The organism is Dyella sp. C11 (assembly GCF_003121485.1).
Lineage (GTDB): Bacteria > Pseudomonadota > Gammaproteobacteria > Xanthomonadales > Rhodanobacteraceae > Dyella.
On record NZ_QAVX01000036.1, the window covers coordinates 1 to 15,318 of the forward strand.

The window sequence follows — 15,318 nt, forward strand, 5'->3', positions numbered from 1 at the left end:
TGGCCGGTGTCGATGCCTAACCTCTTTGTGGTGACCAGCTTATTGCCCAGGCAGCGTTTGGCCCTTGCGCTCCCCCCCCCCACGCTTCACGCGCCAAGCGACATGGACAAGTTCGCTACACATCAGGCCTCCTGGGCGCGCTGCGCCAACCTGAGCAAATAGCGCGCAAGAAAGTGCAATCACCGCTAAGTACCAGCAATCCCCCGGCAGGCTTACAAAACTACGCTGTCATCCAACGGGATCGTGGAGACAGCCATGACCAGGATCGAACGGCATAAAAGAGACTCTTCGGCCGCAGCCATGCTGCTGCATGTCTACGCTGCAGATCCCCACGACAGGATTATTTGCCCGGTAGCCAATGATGCCTACAGCACCATCTTCGGCATTATCTCTGCGGAGATGGCCGTGCTACGCATCGCCGCCGAGATCGAACCCACACCCTGGCGACTGCTCGACTGGTATCAGAACGACTGCATTGCGGAACTCGGGGGGATGACCGCACAACAGCTTGTCATGCTTGGTCGCACCGAGGCCATCATCGGATTTCTCCATCGCATCACGAGGGAGCACGAATCGTGACCTCGACCTTACTGTTCAATCCACCGCCGGCGCGCCCATGCGAAGGCGCTCCAAGGCTTCCACATTCATCGATTTGAGTGTTCTTCCGCTCAAATTTATCCAGCCGTGACGGCGAAAACGCGTTAGCACCCGGCTGATAGTCTCCGCTGCAAGACGCAGATGGTTAGCCATGTCAGTGCGCGACATCACCAAATGTATCGTCCGCCCCTCACGGGAAGTGTCGGCAAGTCGGGCTTTGATATCCAGAAGAAACAGCGCAACCCGTTCATCCGCACTAAGGTCCCCGGTGAGTTGACTCGCGCGGTTTAGCTGCCGGCTCATCAACCTGAGCAATTGGCTCTGAATGGATGGGGTACGTTTTGCCAGCTCCATCAGCTGATTAAACGAAAGACGGCAGAACTCCGAATCCTCCATGGCCACGATTTCACCCGGATGGCTTCCTTCGTATATTGCATCGAGGCCGATAAGCTCGCCTGCAAAATGAAAACAGGTCACCTGTTCACGTCCATCGCGAGCACCAATGCAACTTTTGGCTGATCCCTTTCGGACCATCAACATGTCCAATAGGCGCTCGCCACGTTCAACGACGAGATCACCAGATCGATATTCGCAGTGCTTGCCGTCAATTTGAGGACTGGCTGACGTATCCGTCAAACCAGACCTGGCAATGCAGGTGTAAACGAAGGGGCAGCCTCTGCAATCCATGCGAGCGCCAACTGAGGACTTCAGTCGTGATTGCCTTACCCTCACTGCCCGCGTGGTGTGACGAGGCGCACGGCCCATTCGGACGTTTTCGCTGGAAGTGATCATCGACCCCTCCTGCCATAGGGACAACTCACGAAGGCGCCTCTCTCTCCGCGCATTGCCAAAGACGCAAATGCCCGAATCAAGCACTCATGAAGGCGCTCTGCACTCATCCTTCCGCCCCGCTGCCAATCATCAAATCCCACACGCGGTCGAAATCGCCCTCCGCCAGTGCCTCGTAGGCTGTCCTTCCGCCAAGGGGGCGCTGTCGCATGCACATCCAGCGTGCTGCGCGCTCTCGATTACCAAACAGTTGAAGCAGCATGCTGGCAATAGTCGCCGCCTGCGACTCGAGCTGATTGAAAGCGTTCATACGAGCCTGTTCACGCATTGCGTCAACCTGAGCCATCTCGTTCGCTATGTCTTCAAATCGGCACTGGGAATTTCGCATGGCGATGACCCGCTCCTTAGGGCTTGGCGAGCCAAACCTAGTGCCTCGTGAAGGAAATCGCTTGTTGGTTCTTGCCGCCGATTGTTAGTTCTTTTTCGAGACCAGCTTCGATGTGGCAGCGGGCGGACATTGAAAGAAATCACCAAAGATCGGCAACAACGTGCAAGCCCCCGGCTTGCCAAGCTGCCAGCATCACGACTTATCCGGGCGACCATCGGTCGCGCCCGCCATCACTAAATGAAGAGACCGTATATGTCGCAGAGAATCGACTTTTACCAAGCGAGCCCAGAAGCCATCAAGGCCATGATTGGACTTGAGAAACAGATTGCCCGCAGCACCCTCGAGCCACCCCTGATCGAGCTTGTTCGCTTGCGGGCGTCACAGATCAACGGCTGCGCGTACTGCGTTGACACGCACTCCAGTGATGCACGCAAGCACGGCGAAGATCCGCGCCGCCTCGCCGCCGTTTGCGCTTGGCGCGAGACACCATTTTTCTCTGAGCGGGAACGCGCAGCGCTCGCGTGGACGGAATCCCTCACGCTTGTGAGCGAAAACCATGTACCTGATGCGGTCTGGGAGGAGGCGCGCCCCCACTTCTCGGATACGGAATTCACCGACCTGACTTTGCTGGTAACAGCAATCAACGGATGGAATCGGTTCGCGATCGCCTTTCGTAAAGCGCCGGAATAACCAGTGGCTCGCCCTGACCTGGACGCCATGCGACCGCGAAGCTCTCGGCTCTGCCCTGGTGGCGTTATGTCGCACTGCCGCCCGTTTGACACAGGTCAGAGCGATCAGGGCGCGCAGCCGGCACATTGAGGACTCGCGCCCTGCGCGCAAGAAGACCGATGTCCGTCATGCCCCAAGCTGACTTAAAACGCTCCACGTTATCCGGCCCACTCTTACTGAACGCGCCTCATCGGGCCATGTTCTTTGTTGGGGCAATCCTGCTTATTGCTGGCGTGACCTGGTGGCTCGGGGTGTTGGCGGCCGTATGGCGCGGCTGGGCATTCGTTGCGCAGCCTTTACCGGTGGGCTGGATGCACGGCGTGGTAATGCAGTACGCCGTGCTACCCCCTTTCATCATGGGTTTTCTTCTCACCGTTTTTCCGCGGTGGCTGAACACCGCGCCCGTGCCACGGCGCGTCTACGCGGCAGTTTTCAGTTTGATACTGGGGGGCACGGCGTGCCTCTTCATCTCAATCTGCGGCCTGCCCAGCGCACTACCATTTGGGTTGGGTGCGATGCTACTGGGATGGATGGTGGCCATCGCCATCCTAGGCACACACCTCCATCGTCAGCAATGGAAAGATGTCTGGGCCAAGTCTGCCTGGCTTGCGCTGGTTATCGGCGCCTGCGGCCTAGCCATGATCTTGACTGCAAGCCTCGGAGGCCCCATCGGCTGGGTGCCAGCGGCCAATCATCTTGCGACATTCGGGCTGCTGCTGCCTGTCTATTTCACTGTCGCACACCGCATGGTGCCATTCTTTTCGAGCAATGCGATCAAGGGCTATACCGTCGTTCGACCTCTAGCTTCCTTAGTGGCGGTATGGGTCTTAAGCCTTGGCCATCTGGGATTCGAATTGCTTGATGCACCTGCATGGCGCTGGATAGCAGATGTGCCGATGGCTGCGCTGCTGTTCTGGCAATGGCTGGCGTGGCAACCCTGGAAGGCCTCACGCCCCGGACTATTGCTCGTGCTGTATATAGCGCTCGCATGGCTGCCGGTGTCTATCGGCTTCTATGCAATCGATAGTGTTCACCAGATGGTGTCTGGCGTTGGCTCACGCGCACTGGCTCCCCTGCACGCACTCACGATTGGGTTTTTCAGCGCGATGCTCGTGGCCATGGTGACCCGTGTCACCCAAGGGCACTCCGGTCGCCCACTAACCATGGGGGTCATTCCCTGGCTGGCCTTTGTCGGGATCCAGCTCGCCACTCTGGTCCGGGTGTTGGCCGAGTACGCGGCGCTTCCGTTGCTCTGGTACATATCGGCCGCATCCCTATGGCTCTTGGCCATGGCTCCGTGGGTGCTGCGGGCACTCTGGATCTACCTCACGCCACGCCGCGATGGCGCTCCCGGCTAATCGACCGCACTACCGAGATATTTATCCATGGCGATTTTTTCCGCTGCCAACGAGATAGGCATCGCAACACTCATCGATCGTTTCTACGACAAAGTTCGTACCGATGATGAGCTGGGCCCCATATTCAATGCGGCCATCCACGACTGGACTGAACACAAGCACACGTTGCGCGATTTCTGGTCTTCGATCGTGCTGCGGTCGGGCCGCTACCATGGCAACCCCATGGGGGTTCACCGTGCCCTGCCCGCCTTTCCCCAAATGCTTTTCCATCGATGGCTGGCGCTTTGGCGTGAAACCGCTCGCGAAATCTTCGATGCACGAACAGCCGAGCTTTTCATAGGGACGGCGGAACGTGTGGCGCAAGGACTCAGCATGGGCACAGGGCATGGTCGGCTGGCACTTGAACACCCCTCGCGTGTATTAGGGCCGTTACATATCACCCCCTAGCCGTTCACCAACCAGACGGCGCGCCACGTTGTCGCCACGCGCCGGCACCCGCCCCGCATGCAGCGAGGCACTATCGAATCAAAAATGGCAACTTGTCAGGGCGACCATCCCAGGCCGCAGCGTCGGGCAGAGCAGGAATCTTGGCCGAGATGACTGGCCACTGCGGTGCCAGCTCCGCATTGAGAGCCAAATAGTGCATCTGATCATCCGGGACCTCTCCATCGGAATAAATGGCATCGACCGGACATTCATCGACGCATAGCGTGCAATCTATGCATTCCACGGGGTCAATCACCAGAAAATTGGGCCCTTCGTGAAAGCAATCCACAGGGCACACCTCAACGCAATCCGTGTGCTTGCAGTTAATGCAGTTCTCAGTAACGACATGGGTCATGGCTGTGCTCGCGCGATGTACAGGGAAATCGTGCGCCATAAGCGTCTCAAGGGCACTGACGGCGGTCAAAATTGATCGATCGCGCCCCGTGCCGAGGGTTGCGGCAATGCGCCGCCCGCACGGACAGTCACCGCCTTCATAAATTGACCTAGATCATCGATAAGCGACACCCCCTCGGCGCACCATCGCGCCATTCAATGGGGGTTAGAAAAGTATGCAGGTCATTGAGTATTACGATGACAAGGTCGTACGCCTTTTTCTATTGGCGGCGGCGGTATGGGGCATCGTAGGCATGTCGGTCGGCGTGTATGCAGCGGCCGAGCTTATGTGGCCTGCGTTGAATTTCGACATACCCTGGCTGACCTTCAGTCGTATTCGCCCAGACCACACGTTTGGCGTCATTTTCGCGTTCGGCGGATCGGCCCTGATGGGCACGTGCTACTACGTCGTGCAGCGCACCGGCCACACGCGACTGGCGTTACCACGACTTGCCGAGCTCACCTTCTGGGGGTGGCAGCTGGTCTGCGTACTGGCTATGACCACCATGCCTCTGGGCATTACGCAGAGTAAGGAGTACGCCGAACCGGAGTGGTTCGTCGATATTCTTATTGCGGTGGTCTGGGTGTCCTTTGGCGCAGTGTTCTTCGGCACTTTGGCACGCCGGCGCATACGTCACATCTACGTGGCGAACTGGTACTACGGCGCATTCATTATTGCCGTTGGCTTGCTGCATATCGTCAACAACATTGCCTTGCCCGTCAGTTTGACCAAGTCATATCCGGTGTACTCGGGAGTGGTCGATGCGATGGTGGAATGGTGGTACGGGCACAATGCCGTCGCGTTTTTCCTGACAGCGGGCTTCCTCGGCATGATGTATTACTTCGTGCCGCGACAGGCACAACAGCCGCTGTGGAGCTATCGATTCTCCATCGTCAATTTCTGGGCGCTGATCTCTGTATACATGTGGGCGGGATCACATCACCTCATGTACACGGCGCTTCCCGACTGGGTTCAATCGGTCGGCATGGCGTTCTCGCTGGTCTTGTTGATGCCAAGCTGGGGGTCGGCGGCAAATGGTCTGTTTACCTTCAACGGATCCTGGGCGCGCCTGAAGAATGACGCCGCCGCCAAATTCATGGTGATGTCGCTGGTGTTTTATGCGGCGGCAACTTTTGAAGGCTCGATGATGGCCATCAAGACCGTGAACTCGCTGTCCCACTACACCGATTGGACCATCGCCCATGTGCACTCGGGCTCCATCGGCTGGGTGGCGATGATTACGATCGGATCGCTCTATGCCATGGCGCCACGCGCGCTTGGCCAACCCGCCATGTATTCACAGAAGGCCATGGAAGTGCACTTCTGGCTCCACATCATGGGCCTCTTGATGTACGTGGGCTCAATGTGGACAGCAGGCGTCACAGAGGGTGTGATGTGGCGTGCTACCAACGCTGATGGCTCCCTCACCTATTCCTTCCTCGATAGTCTGATAGCCATTCGGCCCATGTACCTCATTCGCTGGATGGGCGGCGTGCTGGTGGTTTCTGGCATGGTCGTTATGGCCTGGAACTTGTGGCACACCGCAGCTGACGCGCGCGCGCGCATCATCAAGCCCATTCCGGTACCCATTCCCGAGCCAGACCCGGATCAGATTCCCTCCCCCATTCCGGCGGTGAGCTGAGGCGCGCCATGGCTTATCGACACTTTGAAGCCATCGAGAAAAACGTCGGCCTGCTGGGCATCCTCATCGCGATAATGGTCTCCATTGGCGGCCTTGCCGAGATCACGCCTCTGTTCATGCGTGCTCACGAAGTACGCGCGCCATCGGGTGTGAAGCCATACGACCCGCTGCGGCTCGCTGGCCGCGATGTTTACGTGCGTGAGGGATGCTACCTCTGCCATTCGCAGATGATTCGCGCGCTGCGAGCCGAGACGGAACGTTACGGTCACTATTCCATTGCAGAAGAATCGGTCTACGACCGCCCATTCCAGTGGGGATCCAAGCGAACCGGACCCGATCTTGCGCGTATCGGAGGCAAATATTCCGACCAATGGCACGTGCTCCACTTGATGAATCCACGCCAGGTCGTACCTCAGTCGAACATGCCCGGCTACCCGTGGCTGGCCACTGCCCGGATCGACGCCCAGGACATCCAGGCACGCATGCGAGGACTACGTAAATTAGGTGACCCGTATTCGGACGCCGATATCGCCAGCGTGCCGGACGCCGTCAAAGACAAAACCGAGTTGGACGCACTCGTGACCTACCTGCAGGGACTTGGCATTCGCAACGAGCCGACCACCATGCCGTCGGCGACACCGGCTACCGACGGAGGTGAACCATGAGCGATTGGTGGGGCCACCTTACCGGGGCAATCATCGTGGTGATGATGGTCACCTTTATCTGCATCTGGGCTTGGGCCTGGAGCGGAAGGCACCGTCGCACATTTTCGCGCATGGCTGAGCTACCCATGGACGACATGGCCGCACCCACGGTCAGTACCAAGATCGCTACAAGGAAATCTGGCGCATGAGCCTGTTCTGGTCGGTATGGATCATGTTCTTGGTGGTGCTGAATATGGGCATCACGTTCTTCCTGTACCTGTGGGCACCTCGCGCCAAAATCCCCATGCGCGAAGATGGGACCAGCGGACACGTATGGGCGCACGGCGTCTTGCGCGAGGGCGTGCGGAGACTACCCCTTTGGTGGGTTGTCATGTCCGGTGCCATGTTTGCCGCCGGCTTTACCTATCTCGTGCTTTTCCCCGGCTTTGGTCGATTCAAAGGGGTCCTTCATTGGACGTCACACGGAGAGCTGGCACACAACACCGAAGCCAACGACGCCAAACTTGGCGATCTGATGAGGCGATTTTCGCTCTATCCCATCGAACAACTGTCCGCCGATCCAAGCGCACAGCAAATTGGCAGGCGCCTTTTTCTCGACAACTGTGCCGCATGCCACGGACGCGAAGCCAGGGGCAATCAGCTCGTGGGCGCCCCCAACCTAACCGACGATGATTGGCTGTACGGCGGAACTGGAAAGGACATCTACACATCCATACACGACGGACGAGGTGGGGTCATGCCTCCGTGGGCCAGCCTCGGAGAAGACAACGTCAAGAACCTGGCCCAGTACGTACTAAGCCTTTCAGGGCGACCGCACGACGAAAAAGCAGCCAGTGCCGCAAAACCACTGTTCACCACCTGTGCGGCCTGTCATGGCCCTGAAGGCAAGGGTAATCCAGCCATTGGCGCCCCCAATCTCACCGATCAGATCTGGCTTCACGGCGGAAGCCTTGCCGACATCGAAACCACCATCCGCGGAGGCCGCCAGGGCCACATGCCCGCGTGGAGTCCGCGGCTCACAGATGATCAAATTCGCGTTCTAGCCGCCTACGTTTACCACGTATCTCATGCGGACCATGCCAGCCAACCCTGACTCCGGCGTCGAACCCGGTGGCCGTTGGTACCATCAGTCGGTTGTCTGGCTCGGGGCTCTTTTCTTTGCGGCATCGCTTGCGGGCTGCATCTGGATGATCGTATTGGGCGCAAGGCACGCCGACGCCCCCGTTGATGCGCCGGCAACGTTGATGGACGTTCCGTCCACCACGCACGCACGCACCAAGCCCACACCATGAGCGCACACGACATCTGGAAGCGCCCGGAGCTTGCCGACGTTGTACTTCGGCATCGCCGTGACGGGTCACAAGAGGCCACCTTTCGATTGGCCGCATTAGGCAATGCCAAGCAAATCGTACTCCTGGATCGATTGATTCACGCGATTCCCGGTGTTCAGCGCGTACGCATCGATTCCATGTCCCTGAGAGCACACGTTGTCTGGGACGGCGCCCTCACGAGCCTGCCCGCCCTCTTGGCCGCATTTGATCGCATGCACTGTCCTGCCCAGCCATTACCCAGCGACGCGGATGATGAAGCGACCAGCGAAGCACGAGATTTACTGAAGCGCTTGCTGGTTGCGGGCATGTTTGCCATGCAGGTCATGACGTATGCATTCGTGATCTATCTTGGCGTGGTCGATTTCGTGGATTTCACCACACGCCATCTGTTTCGTTGGCTTGGCTTCCTGTCTTCTTTGCCAGTGATTTTCTACTCGGCAAAGCCGTTCGTGAAAGGCGCCATGCGCGAGTTACGGGATCGAACCCTCGGCATCAATCAGCTCGTGACGATAGCCGTATGGATCGTATTTCTTGCCAGCGCCCTAAATACGCTTCGCGGTTCGGGTGAAGTCTATTTCGATTCAATCACCATGTTCGTCTTTCTGCTACTCGTGGCACGTTACGTGGAATGCCGCGCTCAGCATCGGAACGCGGCCATCGGCAACGCCTTTGCTGATGGATCTACACTCATCGCGCAGCGACGCAGAGATGATGGCGAATTGGAATCGACTCCGGCCATGGGGCTACTCCCTGGTGACCGGGTACACGTTACCGAAGGAGCGACAGTGCCGGCTGACGGTGTGCTCGAAAGCGCCACCGCGAGCGTTGACGAATCATCATTTTCAGGCGAGTCACGCCCGGTTCGTCGATACCGAGGCGACCAGCTGCTGGCGGGCAGCATCATCGTAGAAGGGCCTGCCGCAATGCGTGTAGCTAACGCCACGACGCACACTGTGACCGCACGCCTTGGCTCGCCAGCCACCCGCTCGCGACTGGCACGAGAAGCAGCCACTCGTGTTGACCACAAGGATCTCCATCGCTTTGTAACGCGTGTATTGCTCCTCGTACTTGGCACTTCAGCAGGTTGGCTAGTTGTCGATCCCGGCCGCGCCTTCGAGGCAACAATAGCCGTACTCGTCATTGCATGCCCTTGTGCTTTTGCGCTTACCGCGCCCAGCGCTCTCGGCCGCGCACTCGCAGTACTCGCGCAGCGGGGTGTACTTGTCACTAACGCTTCCGCCCTTAAAGCCTTGGCTCGGGTGGACATCGCAGTGTTCGACAAAACCGGAACACTCACCCTGCCGAGCATTGACCTCTCAGCGACACACGTCATTCGCGCCGATGACATCTCCTGGACGAGATTAGCCGGCGCACTTGCCGCGCAAAGCTCTCACCCCGTGTCCAGGGCTGTCGCCGAAGTCACAGCGGCCAGCCCGGCAATCCTGGTAAATACTGCATCAGTCATTGCGGGCTTCGGCGTTGTCGGCGAAATCAATGGCCGTAGCGTGCGCCTTGGGCGTCAAATGGACCGCGATGACAACGAAAAACTTTGGCTATCAGATGACGTCGGACCAATAGCGGCGTTGCAGATCGACGAAAGACTAAGGTCAGACGCAGCTGCCACTTTGAGCGATCTGAAAGCTGACGGCATTCGATCGATGATTGCGAGCGGCGACATCGGCTCTCGCGTTTGGACGGCAGCTGCTCAGCTAGGGGTTGCGGAAAGCTACGCACGCCAAACCCCACAGGACAAACTGGCGCTCTTAAAAGCTAAACGAAACCAAGGGCACGTCGTTCTTGCTGTTGGCGACGGTAACAACGATGCACCCCTATTGGCTGCAGCCGACGTGTCTGCGGCACTTACGGCGGGCACCGAGCTAGCCCAGGCCAATGCCGACTTTCTTCTGCTCCATGGAAAGCTGCACGGGCTGGTCGAGGCCCGCCAGATAGCAATCCATACCTGCAAAATCATCGATGACGGACGCCGTTGGTCGCTTGCCTACAACCTCGTCGCCATGCCCTTTGCTGCCCTGGGCATGGTGCCTCCGTGGCTTGCCGCGCTGGGCATGTCGGTCAGCTCGCTGGCTGTGGTGCTTAACGCCATGCGAGTGGGCCGTACGCGAGAGGTGGCGAGTACGTGAACATCATTCTCGTCCTCATTCCGGTGACTTTCCTTATCGTTGCCGTCGCCGTTGGTGTCTTCTTTTGGGCAGTCAATCACCAGCAATTTGACGACCTGGAAAATCCAGGCGTGCTCCCGCTGATGGAGGATGCCGACGTTACATTGCCAGCTTCGCCAAATGCCCATGCAACGGAGAAGAGGCCTGCTATCAAGCGACAGCCGTAGCGAGCGAAGGAGAGTAACCAAGCTCTCGCAATGCCGCCAGGTTCAGCAATTCCACTCGTCGCCCATGAATAGTTGCCCAGCCCTTTTCACGGAAGCGCGCAATGACGCGACTGACTGTCTCCGGGGCTAGTCTCAAGTAGCTCGCGATGTCGCTGCGGGACATGGTCAGGCTAAATATTGCAGGCGACTGCCCTCGACGCGCAAAGCGCTCCCCAAGATCGAGAAGAAATGCCGCCAACCGCTCGTCTGCTGAGTGATCGCCTGCGAGCAGGCTGGTCATACCTAGTTCACGGCTTAGCATGCGAAACAAATGTTGCTGCACGACAGGAAGTGTCGCAGCCAGGGTACTCACCTCGGGAAAGGCAAAACGGCAGAAGGACGTACGCTCCAGTGCTATCGCGTCGCATGGATAGCTATTGGGATAGATGCCATTGAGGCCCACAACTTCGCCCGGCAAATAGAAACCAAGTACCTGCTCCTTTCCATCACGCGTGTACAGCGACGTTTTGACGCTGCCCGCACGAACCGCATATATCGCCGAGAAGGGCTCCCCGCGGCGAAAAGCATGCTCTCCGGCGACGAGTGGTGGCACGTGCTCGACCACGCACTGCAGTGCTTCCAGTTCAGGCTTGCCGTATCCCTCCGCCTCACAGGCCATGGAGAAGGCGCAGCCTTGGCAGAATCGCGTCGACAGTTCCATTTTTTCTGAATCCACTGGCAAGGCAACGATAGGCATGGCAAGAGTTTGTGCGGTTGGATGGCGAGGAAGGAGCAAGCGACGCGCCGCAGGATCGATCCAAGCGTCCCGATGTCGCGACAGGCCCAATTGGCCCTTTTCTTGTCGGCCCGGTGAGTATAACATGCATATTAAATGCTATTTATAAGTTCGCCATGCGCCTGAACGTATTCACTGACTACTGCCTTCGCACACTCATGTACGTCGCGCTCAGCGATGGTGAGTTAACGACGCGTGGCGATATTGCGTCAGCCTATGACATCTCCGACAACCATCTCATGAAGGTGGTCAACTGGCTCGCCCGCGAGGGATACATCCAGACGGTTCGTGGCAAGGGTGGCGGCATGCAACTTGCGCGAGAAGCCTCCGCCATCTCTATTGGCGAAATCGTTCGAGCATGCGAGTCCACGAGTGCTCTCGTCGAATGTTTCGACCCTGAAAACAACTGCTGCCGCATCACGCCGGTTTGCCGTCTCAAGGGCGTCTTTGCTGAAGCCATGGAAGCCATGTACAGGACGCTTGATCAGTACACCCTTGCGGACCTCCTGATCAAGCCACGCCCTCTGGCTGCAATGCTTCACATCGCCTGACCCCTCACCACCCCGAACAACCATCTCACTAAGGCCCAACAATGGATATCGAATACCACTGCATAATAAGTTGCATTTTATATACATATTTATAGACAACTAGACTTCAAGCAGGAGACGCTTCATGCAATCCACGCGGAAACTATGGCGCTGGCTCGCCATCATGTTCTTCGCCTCATTCGCCGTTCTGGGTTGGTTGGGACGGGAGATCTACCTCGCCGCGCCACCCATCCCGCAGCGCGTAGTAACCACAGACGGGCAAGTCATCTTTACCGGCGAACAGATCCAACAGGGCCAGCAGGCGTGGCTACAAGCCGGCGGCCAGCAGCTGGGCACCGTATGGGGTCACGGGAGCTACATTGCCCCTGACTGGTCTGCCGACTGGCTTCACCGTGAGGCACTGGCCTTACGTGATACGTGGGCCCGGGATCAGCATCACGCGACGTTCGATGCTCTACCTGCCGAGCAGCAAGGCGGACTGTCAGCCCGCCTGAAAACCGAGTTGCGTACGAATACATACGATGCTGCTACCGGCACGCTAACCGTCAGCCAAGATCGCGCCAAAGCAATCCTCGCTGTGGCCAGCCACTATTCCGGACTTTTCGGCAACGATCCTGCGCTCGATAAACTACGCACGCAATACGCCATGATGCCCGGCTCGCTGACCTCCGAAAGCGATCTCAAAGCCCTGCCCGCCTTCTTCTTCTGGTCTGCATGGGCGGCCGCCACGGACCGACCTGGCGAGACACATCTCTCCTACACCAGCAACTGGCCGCATGAACCGCTGGTCGACAATGTACCCACCACGGCAAACGGCATGTGGTCCATTGCCAGCATCATCGGCCTGATCGCCTGCATCGCCGGCATGGTCTGGTATCACGTAGCACACCACGAGGAAGGCGATCCGAAGCCACCGAAGTCCGATCCACTATTCGACCTGAAGCCCACGGCGTCGATGCGCGCCACCATGAAATACTTCTATGTGGTGATCGCACTGATGCTGTTGCAGATCTCAATGGGAGTAATCACGGCGCACTACGCTGTAGAAGGCCAAAGTTTCTTCGGATTGCCACTAGCATCCGTACTTCCCTTCGTTGCGAGCCGAACCATCCATACGCAGCTCGCAGTTCTCTGGATCGCTACCGCGTGGCTTGCTACGGGCCTCTACATAGCCCCGGCACTTTCCGGCAGAGAGCCGCGATGGCAGCAACTGGGCGTGAATGTGCTGTTCGGGGCGCTGCTGTTCGTGGTGGTCGGATCGCTGGTCGCAGGCTGGATCGGCACCATGCAGAAACTTGGTTTTCACTACGCCTTCTGGCTAGGCAACCAAGGTCTAGCCTACACCAGCATGGGGCGCGTTTGGCAGATTCTTCTGTTCATCGGCCTGATGTTCTGGCTGCTGCTCATGGCACGAGGACTGTGGCCCGCCTTGACCAGGCCGTCGGAAAGGCGTGGGCTCATCTCGATGGTCTTTGTTGCCGCTAGCTGCATCGGCCTGTTCTATGCCACGTCGCTTGCCTGGGGTGAGCACACGCACTACTCGATGATCGAATACTGGCGCTGGTGGCTGGTGCACTTGTGGGTCGAAGGGTTCTTTGAAGTTTTCGCCACGGCCGTTATTGCACTGATCTTCTCCCGTCTTGGCTTGATTCGCGCCGAGACAGCCAATACCGCAATCGTGCTGGAGACGATCGTCTTCCTCTTCGGCGGTATTCTCGGCACGTTGCATCATCTTTACTTCACGGGAAGCCCGACTGCAGTCATTGCCTTCGGGGCCATGTTCTCAGCGCTCGAGGTGGTGCCCTTGGCGCTGGTTGGATTTGAGGGATATCGCAACTACCAGCGCAGCCATGCAGCACCATGGATCGTTTCTTACAAATGGACGATCCTGTGCTTTGTCGCCGTTGGCTTCTGGAACACCGTAGGTGCCGGGCTACTTGGGTTCACCATCAACCCGCCCATCTCGCTCTACTACGTCCAAGGCCTGAACCTCACGCCGGCACACGGCCACGCTGCACTGTTTGGCGTCTACGGCATGCTTGGCATTGGTTTGACTCTGTTCTGCCTGCGGGGCCTCGCACCAAAAGGCCATTGGCCCGATAAGTGGCTCAAACCCATGTTCTGGCTGCTGAACATAGGCCTCGCCATGATGGTGTTCCTGTCGCTCGTGCCCTCGGGCATCTACCAGGCTTGGACCAGTGTGGAATATGGCTTGTGGTACGCCCGTTCCCCCGATGTCGTGCATTCCACCCTGATGCAGACGCTGGTCTGGCTCCGCGTACCAGGCGATATCGTGTTTACCCTCGGGGTCCTGTGCCTGGCAACGTTTGCCGTCAAGTTGCTCGGCGGTTTTCGCAAGTCGGCAAACGCGTCAATGGCGCGGAGCGTCATCGCCGACTGACAATTACCCATAGAGACAATCAAGCCCTTCCAGCGTCACGGACCTGGAAGGGCTTTTCTATGTCTGAGATGCCAGATCGGTCATCCTCTATCCCCAATGCAACAAGCTCAACTGCCCCGGGATGATCGGAAAACGTCGCGCCAAGAAGGTTGTCTTGCGCGCCCGTGATTCTAGCGATCTTTTAAATGCCCCCGCTCTTTACAAGTTGCATCCATCCACTCTATAAGGTGCAAGTACTCTCCGCTATGGGTCGGAAGCAGACATTGTCGCATTGGCTTTGATATAGGCCTCGCCAATCCCAGCCAAATGATGATCCGCTCGGTGTAGGCGAAGGCAGGTCAACGCGCGGAGGTCCCTACTTGGGAGCTAACGTCCGCGCTGTAGAACTCACCGTGAGGGTTGGCCTGCTCCGTAGGCGCGACGTAGTCGACCAGGCCATCGACCTCCGATGTCACAACAATCTTGAATCGATGCGGCTCAAATCTATCCATACCGGTCGCTGATGCGTCCCGGACGACCAGACCACGTGGGAGCGTCAATAGTGTTTTGTCCGTTCCAAAAACACCGACGCTAACTTCTTTTGTGAGGACGCCAAGCCGGCCATCAGCGATCTCTTGGCACCCGTCCAAGGCCTTCCAGAAAAGCAGCGCGCCAAGTACCAGATTGAGTAGTAGCGACGTCGCAAAAAGTATGGTATTCATCTGAGAAGGGGATCGCCGGATCGTTGATGGATGTGTGCGTTGGGAATGTCTGCTTTGGGTTGCGACTTCAGCCGGTCGACGCAACACATTGCTGGATTCGTTCGGCCGGCGTATCGAAGTCCAACGTTTGGCGCAGCCGCTCATTGAGCTGTCGTGCAACAGCA

16 protein-coding genes are annotated in these 15,318 nt (G+C 58.1%); 12 read left to right on the forward strand and 4 right to left on the reverse strand.

The features are described 5' to 3' along the window. The first annotated feature begins 255 nt into the window (after positions 1 to 255). On the forward strand, positions 256 to 579 hold the full coding sequence (locus DK366_RS20700) for a hypothetical protein (RefSeq protein ID WP_232821141.1): 324 nt from the start codon (positions 256 to 258) through the stop codon (positions 577 to 579). Between the two features lie 15 nt (positions 580 to 594). On the opposite strand, the gene DK366_RS20705 is transcribed toward DK366_RS20700, so the two are convergent. Both DK366_RS20705 and DK366_RS20710 read right to left on the reverse strand, forming a co-directional pair. Then, positions 595 to 1,389 (reverse strand): helix-turn-helix domain-containing protein, encoded by a 795-nt coding sequence (locus DK366_RS20705; protein WP_109127459.1) that lies wholly within the window; start codon positions 1,387 to 1,389, stop codon positions 595 to 597. 103 nt (positions 1,390 to 1,492) lie between these two features. Further along, positions 1,493 to 1,774, reverse strand: a complete 282-nt coding sequence (locus tag DK366_RS20710) for an antitoxin Xre/MbcA/ParS toxin-binding domain-containing protein (RefSeq protein ID WP_109127460.1) — start codon at positions 1,772 to 1,774, stop codon at positions 1,493 to 1,495. A 252-nt stretch (positions 1,775 to 2,026) separates the two neighbouring features. Between DK366_RS20710 and DK366_RS20715 the strand changes: the two genes are divergently transcribed. The 3 genes from DK366_RS20715 (at position 2,027) to DK366_RS20725 (ending at position 4,308) form a co-directional block, all read left to right on the forward strand. Continuing rightward, the gene (locus DK366_RS20715; protein WP_109127461.1) at positions 2,027 to 2,464 is read left to right on the forward strand and encodes a carboxymuconolactone decarboxylase family protein; all 438 of its coding nucleotides are present in this window, start codon (positions 2,027 to 2,029) and stop codon (positions 2,462 to 2,464) included. Between the two features lie 167 nt (positions 2,465 to 2,631). After that, positions 2,632 to 3,861: an NnrS family protein gene (locus DK366_RS20720; RefSeq protein WP_157956647.1), complete on the forward strand. Its 1,230-nt coding sequence runs from the start codon at positions 2,632 to 2,634 to the stop codon at positions 3,859 to 3,861. A gap of 27 nt (positions 3,862 to 3,888) precedes the next feature. Beyond that, positions 3,889 to 4,308, forward strand: a complete 420-nt coding sequence (locus tag DK366_RS20725; RefSeq protein ID WP_109127463.1) for a group III truncated hemoglobin — start codon at positions 3,889 to 3,891, stop codon at positions 4,306 to 4,308. A gap of 70 nt (positions 4,309 to 4,378) precedes the next feature. On the opposite strand, the gene fdxA is transcribed toward DK366_RS20725, so the two are convergent. Beyond that, positions 4,379 to 4,702: a ferredoxin FdxA gene (gene fdxA, locus DK366_RS20730; RefSeq protein ID WP_109127475.1), complete on the reverse strand. Its 324-nt coding sequence runs from the start codon at positions 4,700 to 4,702 to the stop codon at positions 4,379 to 4,381. A 214-nt stretch (positions 4,703 to 4,916) separates the two neighbouring features. Here fdxA and ccoN point away from each other — a divergent pair, with 214 nt between their 5' ends. The 6 genes from ccoN to ccoS all read left to right on the forward strand — a co-directional run bounded on the left by ccoN (position 4,917) and on the right by ccoS (position 10,726). Further along, a complete protein-coding gene (gene ccoN / locus DK366_RS20735) occupies positions 4,917 to 6,383 on the forward strand; it encodes a cytochrome-c oxidase, cbb3-type subunit I (protein ID WP_109127464.1) in 1,467 nt (488 codons plus the stop codon). Positions 6,384 to 6,391: 8 nt separating this feature from the next. Then, on the forward strand, positions 6,392 to 7,048 hold the full coding sequence (gene ccoO, locus DK366_RS20740) for a cytochrome-c oxidase, cbb3-type subunit II (RefSeq protein ID WP_109127465.1): 657 nt from the start codon (positions 6,392 to 6,394) through the stop codon (positions 7,046 to 7,048). Beyond that, positions 7,045 to 7,236, forward strand: a complete 192-nt coding sequence (locus DK366_RS20745; protein ID WP_109127466.1) for a CcoQ/FixQ family Cbb3-type cytochrome c oxidase assembly chaperone — start codon at positions 7,045 to 7,047, stop codon at positions 7,234 to 7,236. Before ccoO ends, DK366_RS20745 begins: the two co-directional genes overlap by 4 nt. After that, positions 7,233 to 8,141, forward strand: coding sequence for a cytochrome-c oxidase, cbb3-type subunit III (gene ccoP, locus DK366_RS20750; protein WP_109127467.1), 909 nt, complete (start codon positions 7,233 to 7,235; stop codon positions 8,139 to 8,141). Before DK366_RS20745 ends, ccoP begins: the two co-directional genes overlap by 4 nt. A gap of 195 nt (positions 8,142 to 8,336) precedes the next feature. Further along, complete coding sequence (locus DK366_RS20760) at positions 8,337 to 10,520, forward strand: cation-translocating P-type ATPase (RefSeq protein WP_109127469.1); 2,184 nt, start codon at positions 8,337 to 8,339, stop codon at positions 10,518 to 10,520. Continuing rightward, positions 10,517 to 10,726 carry a cbb3-type cytochrome oxidase assembly protein CcoS gene (gene ccoS / locus DK366_RS20765; protein ID WP_109127470.1) on the forward strand — a complete coding sequence of 70 codons (210 nt, stop codon included), beginning with the start codon at positions 10,517 to 10,519 and terminating at the stop codon, positions 10,724 to 10,726. The genes DK366_RS20760 and ccoS overlap by 4 nt, the downstream gene beginning before the upstream one ends. Here the strand turns inward: ccoS and DK366_RS20770 are convergent. Next, positions 10,710 to 11,462, reverse strand: a complete 753-nt coding sequence (locus DK366_RS20770; RefSeq protein ID WP_109127471.1) for a helix-turn-helix domain-containing protein — start codon at positions 11,460 to 11,462, stop codon at positions 10,710 to 10,712. The genes ccoS and DK366_RS20770 overlap by 17 nt on opposite strands. A gap of 155 nt (positions 11,463 to 11,617) precedes the next feature. Between DK366_RS20770 and DK366_RS20775 the strand changes: the two genes are divergently transcribed. Both DK366_RS20775 and DK366_RS20780 read left to right on the forward strand, forming a co-directional pair. Next, complete coding sequence (locus DK366_RS20775) at positions 11,618 to 12,052, forward strand: Rrf2 family transcriptional regulator (protein ID WP_109127472.1); 435 nt, start codon at positions 11,618 to 11,620, stop codon at positions 12,050 to 12,052. Positions 12,053 to 12,176: 124 nt separating this feature from the next. Continuing rightward, positions 12,177 to 14,453 (forward strand): nitric-oxide reductase large subunit, encoded by a 2,277-nt coding sequence (locus DK366_RS20780; RefSeq protein ID WP_109127473.1) that lies wholly within the window; start codon positions 12,177 to 12,179, stop codon positions 14,451 to 14,453. Positions 14,454 to 15,318 lie beyond the last annotated feature (865 nt).

Excerpts from the sequence above, each read along its gene's own strand:
- DK366_RS20700 (WP_232821141.1), top strand. The coding sequence starts at position 256 with ATGACCAGGATCGAACGGCATAAAAGAGACTCTTCGGCCGCAGCCATG.
- DK366_RS20705 (WP_109127459.1), bottom strand. The coding sequence starts at position 1,389 with ATGATCACTTCCAGCGAAAACGTCCGAATGGGCCGTGCGCCTCGTCAC.
- DK366_RS20710 (WP_109127460.1), bottom strand. The coding sequence starts at position 1,774 with ATGCGAAATTCCCAGTGCCGATTTGAAGACATAGCGAACGAGATGGCT.
- DK366_RS20715 (WP_109127461.1), top strand. The coding sequence starts at position 2,027 with ATGTCGCAGAGAATCGACTTTTACCAAGCGAGCCCAGAAGCCATCAAG.
- DK366_RS20720 (WP_157956647.1), top strand. The coding sequence starts at position 2,632 with ATGCCCCAAGCTGACTTAAAACGCTCCACGTTATCCGGCCCACTCTTA.
- DK366_RS20725 (WP_109127463.1), top strand. The coding sequence starts at position 3,889 with ATGGCGATTTTTTCCGCTGCCAACGAGATAGGCATCGCAACACTCATC.
- fdxA (WP_109127475.1), bottom strand. The coding sequence starts at position 4,702 with ATGACCCATGTCGTTACTGAGAACTGCATTAACTGCAAGCACACGGAT.
- ccoN (WP_109127464.1), top strand. The coding sequence starts at position 4,917 with ATGCAGGTCATTGAGTATTACGATGACAAGGTCGTACGCCTTTTTCTA.
- ccoO (WP_109127465.1), top strand. The coding sequence starts at position 6,392 with ATGGCTTATCGACACTTTGAAGCCATCGAGAAAAACGTCGGCCTGCTG.
- DK366_RS20745 (WP_109127466.1), top strand. The coding sequence starts at position 7,045 with ATGAGCGATTGGTGGGGCCACCTTACCGGGGCAATCATCGTGGTGATG.
- ccoP (WP_109127467.1), top strand. The coding sequence starts at position 7,233 with ATGAGCCTGTTCTGGTCGGTATGGATCATGTTCTTGGTGGTGCTGAAT.
- DK366_RS20760 (WP_109127469.1), top strand. The coding sequence starts at position 8,337 with ATGAGCGCACACGACATCTGGAAGCGCCCGGAGCTTGCCGACGTTGTA.
- DK366_RS20770 (WP_109127471.1), bottom strand. The coding sequence starts at position 11,462 with ATGCCTATCGTTGCCTTGCCAGTGGATTCAGAAAAAATGGAACTGTCG.
- DK366_RS20775 (WP_109127472.1), top strand. The coding sequence starts at position 11,618 with ATGCGCCTGAACGTATTCACTGACTACTGCCTTCGCACACTCATGTAC.
- DK366_RS20780 (WP_109127473.1), top strand. The coding sequence starts at position 12,177 with ATGCAATCCACGCGGAAACTATGGCGCTGGCTCGCCATCATGTTCTTC.